The sequence below is a fragment of the Candidatus Magnetobacterium casense genome, from assembly GCF_019173545.1.
GTDB classification, from domain to species: Bacteria; Nitrospirota; Thermodesulfovibrionia; order Thermodesulfovibrionales; family Magnetobacteriaceae; genus Magnetobacterium; species Magnetobacterium cryptolimnobacter.
Map to the genome: position 1 here is coordinate 1 of NZ_JABXWD010000299.1, position 4,271 is coordinate 4,271.

Annotated in this window: 3 protein-coding genes; all 3 read left to right on the plus strand. The window is 51.3% G+C overall.

Going from position 1 to position 4,271, the window contains the following annotated elements; translation table 11 throughout:
• The first annotated feature begins 42 nt into the window (after nt 1–42).
• The 3 genes from HWQ67_RS13650 (at nt 43) to HWQ67_RS13660 (ending at nt 4,157) form a co-directional block, all read left to right on the plus strand.
• A complete protein-coding gene (locus HWQ67_RS13650) occupies nt 43–894 on the plus strand; it encodes a hypothetical protein (RefSeq protein WP_218253242.1) in 852 nt (283 codons plus the stop codon).
• A gap of 109 nt (nt 895–1,003) precedes the next feature.
• Complete coding sequence (locus tag HWQ67_RS13655; RefSeq protein WP_218253243.1) at nt 1,004–3,478, plus strand: S8 family serine peptidase; 2,475 nt, start codon at nt 1,004–1,006, stop codon at nt 3,476–3,478.
• Nucleotides 3,479–3,512: 34 nt separating this feature from the next.
• Nucleotides 3,513–4,157 carry a histidine phosphatase family protein gene (locus tag HWQ67_RS13660; protein ID WP_218253244.1) on the plus strand — a complete coding sequence of 215 codons (645 nt, stop codon included), beginning with the start codon at nt 3,513–3,515 and terminating at the stop codon, nt 4,155–4,157.
• Nucleotides 4,158–4,271 lie beyond the last annotated feature (114 nt).

A 4,271-nucleotide genomic window follows, 5' to 3' on the forward strand; every position in this document is an offset into this window, starting at 1 on the left:
GGCTAGCGTTATGCCTAAATAGATTCAAGGAGGGTAACCGTAATGAGAGTAATGTTTCCAAAGTCGGTAATGAGCCTTGCAGGTTTATTGATGTTGGTGGTGTTTCTGTGTGTGTCATGCGTCTCTGAGCCTGTGCGCAGTGAGGGTGGTGATGGTCAGGAGCGGTTCTATAAGGGGCAACGGGCAGAGATCGTTGACCTGTTAAGGCAGTCACGACAAGAGATGTTAAATAACAACCTCGATAATGCCATGGCTAATGTCCTCAAGGCAATGGACAAGAGTAAGGCCATCAAGGATGACACTATGCGTCTGTCATGTGGCTTCTGGGTTATGGTGGTCCTTGCCAATGCCGGTAAACCTATAGGCATTGCTGAGTCTGTTCCAATGGAACTCCTAAGGAGTGATGACTTTGAAACCTTGTTCTACGGCTATATGCTTGCCATGTACGACATAAACGTCTTTGACTTAAGTGGGAAAGACCCGTTTGAGATGCTTTCTGGTTCCAGCATATCCGGCAGGAGTCAATTGGAGTTTGGTACTTTAAATGCCGAGGAACTCCGAAAGGCCGGCAAATCTCAATTTGCTGATTTGGCTGACGGTATGCTTAAATCCTACAGGGGGTTGCTTGAGGCATCCAAAAACAAAGACAACAACAAGGTCAATGAGTACAAACGTAAGGCCGGAAATTATTGCGATAAAATCGTATCATTTACGGATGACCTCGAAATGTTCAAGGATGACGATAAAGAGGAAGTTGTTATTATGATGTATATGGAGAGAGTTTTCGCCTTGCAAATTAAATTGGTAGTGACCGGTTTTGATAGAGACATGGTGGCTTATGAAAAAACCGCAAAGAAATATGCCGAAGCCTTTGCCATGGTGATGCCCAAATAAACAGAGACAGAAAGGAGGAATCGTTTTTATGTAATTGTTGCATCGGATTAAGGTGATCAAGAGGATAGTAGGAAGCCAACAACATGAATAGTTAAAAGGAGCTAAAAAAATGGAGAAAGATAGCAAAAGATATCTAAGAGTTAGTCGGTTGGGTCTGTTGCTCGTTGTGATGGCCGTTACGTTGTTGTTTGTGTCAGCAACGGTGGATTTGGGGTTTGCCGCAGAAGCGCCCCTGCCGGCAAGCAAGGTATCAACCCCTGGGGGGTATGACAACCTGGCCTCTAAGGCACAGAGGACCGGGTCTGTACGGGTCATCGTCAAGGTCAACGTGGCAGTGCGGCCAATTGGTGAGTTGTCCAAGTCCGATGCCGCATCGCAGAGGAGTGTGATCGCTCAGGCGCAGGAGACGGTGTTGGGAAAATTATCCGGACATAACGTCATCAGCTCCTACAAGTACAAGTTCATCCCCTATATATCCATGACGGTGGACAAGGCCGCCCTGGATGCCGTCCTTGCGCTGCCCGAGGTGGATAAGGTGGAAGAGGACATCACGATGTCGCACAGTGCGATGAGCTGGAATATGACCAAGATAGGTGCCCCTGACACCTGGTCAATGGGGTATGACGGCTCCGGTTACACGGTGGCTGTACTCGATACGGGCGTGGATAAGACCCATCCCTTTCTGACGGGGGCCGTGGTATCGGAGGCCTGCTATTCAAGCAATTATTCGGCTGGTTCTGCCTCATCCGTATGCCCAGGTGGTGTAACAGATTCTACATCAGCCGGTTCGGCAATGCCATACGCCGGTAACTGTCCCACTGAGAAGTGTGCCCACGGTACACATGTAGCGGGTATGGTGGCAGGTCGAAACACCGGTTCTGTGTCAGGCGTTGCCAATCAGGCATCGATAATTGCCATCCAGGTGTTTTCACGATTTGACGACACCACTGAATGCGACGGGCTGGCTGCTTGTGTAAAGACTTATTCCTCGGATCAGGCAAAGGGTCTTGAGAGGGTGTTTGAATTAAAAGACACATACAAAATAGCTGCCGCGAATTTGAGTTTGGGGGGCGGACAGTATTATAGTAATTGTGATACCGAAAGGGCTTCTTATAAGGCAACCGTTGACAATCTTCGTTCCGTGGGGATTGCCACAGTCATAGCCTCCGGCAATAAGAGTTACACCGACAGCATGGGTGCTCCGGCCTGTATCTCTACCGCAATAAGCGTTGGTTCGACGACCAGCTCAGACCAGGTCTCGGACTTCTCCAACAGCGTGAATTTTCTTAGCTTACTTGCCCCTGGGTCGTCTATAAACTCTTCCATACCTGGTGGTAGTTATGCCACGTGGAATGGCACCTCAATGGCGACCCCGCACGTGGCTGGGGCGTGGGCGGTTATCAGACAGGCAAAGCCCTCCGCCACGGTTACAGAGGTCCTCAACGCCCTGATAGCCACCGGGGTCTCTGTCACCGATACTCGCAACAATGTAACCAAACCACGTATACAGCTCAATGCGGCAGTGCAGTCCCTGGTCTCTTCAACACCAACCCCAACTCCAACCTCGACTCCGACACCGACTCCAACCTCAACTCCGACACCGACTCCAACCTCGACACCGACTCCAACCTCAACTCCGACACCCACGTCAACACCTACACCTACCTCGACGCCAACGCCGACACCAACCCCGACTCCGGGAGGCAAACACGTTAATTACGACTTCGATGCTGATGGCAAGAGCGACATCCTCTGGCGTCACAGCTCTGGTATGGTCTACATCACGCTTATGGATGGCTCAACAATAACAGGCGGTGGCAAGGTGACCACGGTTGGCTCTGACTGGGTGATAGAATCCGTCGGTGATTTCAACAGTGATGGCAAGAGCGACATCCTCTGGCGCCATAGCTCCGGTGTTGTCTACATCACACTTATGGATGGTGCAACAATAACGTCCGGCGGGTCGGTTACCACGGTTGGCTCCGATTGGGAGATCGCAGGGGTCGGTGATTTCAACGGTGATGGCAAAGGCGACATCCTCTGGCGTCATAGCTCCGGCATGGTCTACGTCACGCTTATGAATGGTTCAACGATAACAGGTGGTGGCAAGGTGACCACGGTTAGCTCCGACTGGTTGATTGTAACCGTCGGTGATTTCAACGGCGATGGTAGGAGCGACATTCTCTGGCGCCATAGCTCCGGCATGGTCTACGTCACGCTTATGGATGGTTCAACGATAACGTCTGGCGGTGCGGTCACCACGGTTGGCTCCGACTGGGATATTGTAGGGGGCAACGATTTTGACGGCGATGGCAAGAGTGATATCCTCTGGCTCCATAACTCCGGCATGGTCTATGTTACGCTGATGAATGGTTCAACAATAGCAGGCGGTGGCAAGGTAACCACGGTTGGTTCCGACTGGGATATCTTGTTTTCACTGGGGGACAATTACAACGGTGATAGCAGAGGAGACATTCTCTGGCGTCATAGTTCCGGGATGGTGTATATCACGCTCATGGATGGTTCAACGATAACAGGTGGTGGCAAGGTGACCACGGTTGGCTCCGACTGGGTGATCGAATAACACATGATGGATACAGGAGGACTGTAAACCGGCAATGACAACCACCGTGTACTTATTGCGTCATGGCAAAACCATTGGCGACAACGAAAGACGCTACAAAGGGCACACCGATGTCCCGCTCTCCGATGAGGGGATAAAGCAGGCAGCGCGTTCTGCACGGTACATAAAAAAGCGGGAGTGTCCCGCCGCAATAAAGGGGCACGCCTCAACCGGCATACAAGGCCTCTACTGCTCCGACCTCTCACGCACCATAGAGAGCGCAGAGATGATAGGCAAACCCTTCAACCTCAGCCCCATCAAGGTTGAGGGGTTGAGGGAGCGACACTTCGGCAGGTGGGAGGGGATGACCTTTGACGAGGTCAGCCAGACCTACCCGCAGGAGTTTGACCTTTGGGCAAAAAACCCCCTCGCCTTTAGTCCCATCGACGGAGAAAGCACCCTCGATGTAAGTGCCCGTGTGATGCCGGTCTTCTACGACATCATTGCCGGACACAAAAACGAGGCCATTGTCATAGTCGCCCACGGCGGGGTCAACAGGGTCATACTGGCAACCTTACTAGGAGTACCGCTGGAGAACCTCTTTCGCATCGAACAGGACTTCAACTGCATAAACATCATAGAGTTCCATGAAGACCTGCCCGTGGTAAAGGCGTTGAATTACGTTGCGGAGTTCAATTGACCGTTTCCGCCGGATTGAAAAATTTGTATCCTGGTAATAGTTCAGTGAAATGTTGTGTATAATCAACCCAATGTCAACAAGGTAAGAAGGGGTCAAGGGGGCTGGCCCCCTTGC

Excerpts from the sequence above, each read along its gene's own strand:
- HWQ67_RS13650 (WP_218253242.1), top strand. The coding sequence starts at position 43 with ATGAGAGTAATGTTTCCAAAGTCGGTAATGAGCCTTGCAGGTTTATTG.
- HWQ67_RS13660 (WP_218253244.1), top strand. The coding sequence starts at position 3,513 with ATGACAACCACCGTGTACTTATTGCGTCATGGCAAAACCATTGGCGAC.
- HWQ67_RS13655 (WP_218253243.1), top strand. The coding sequence starts at position 1,004 with ATGGAGAAAGATAGCAAAAGATATCTAAGAGTTAGTCGGTTGGGTCTG.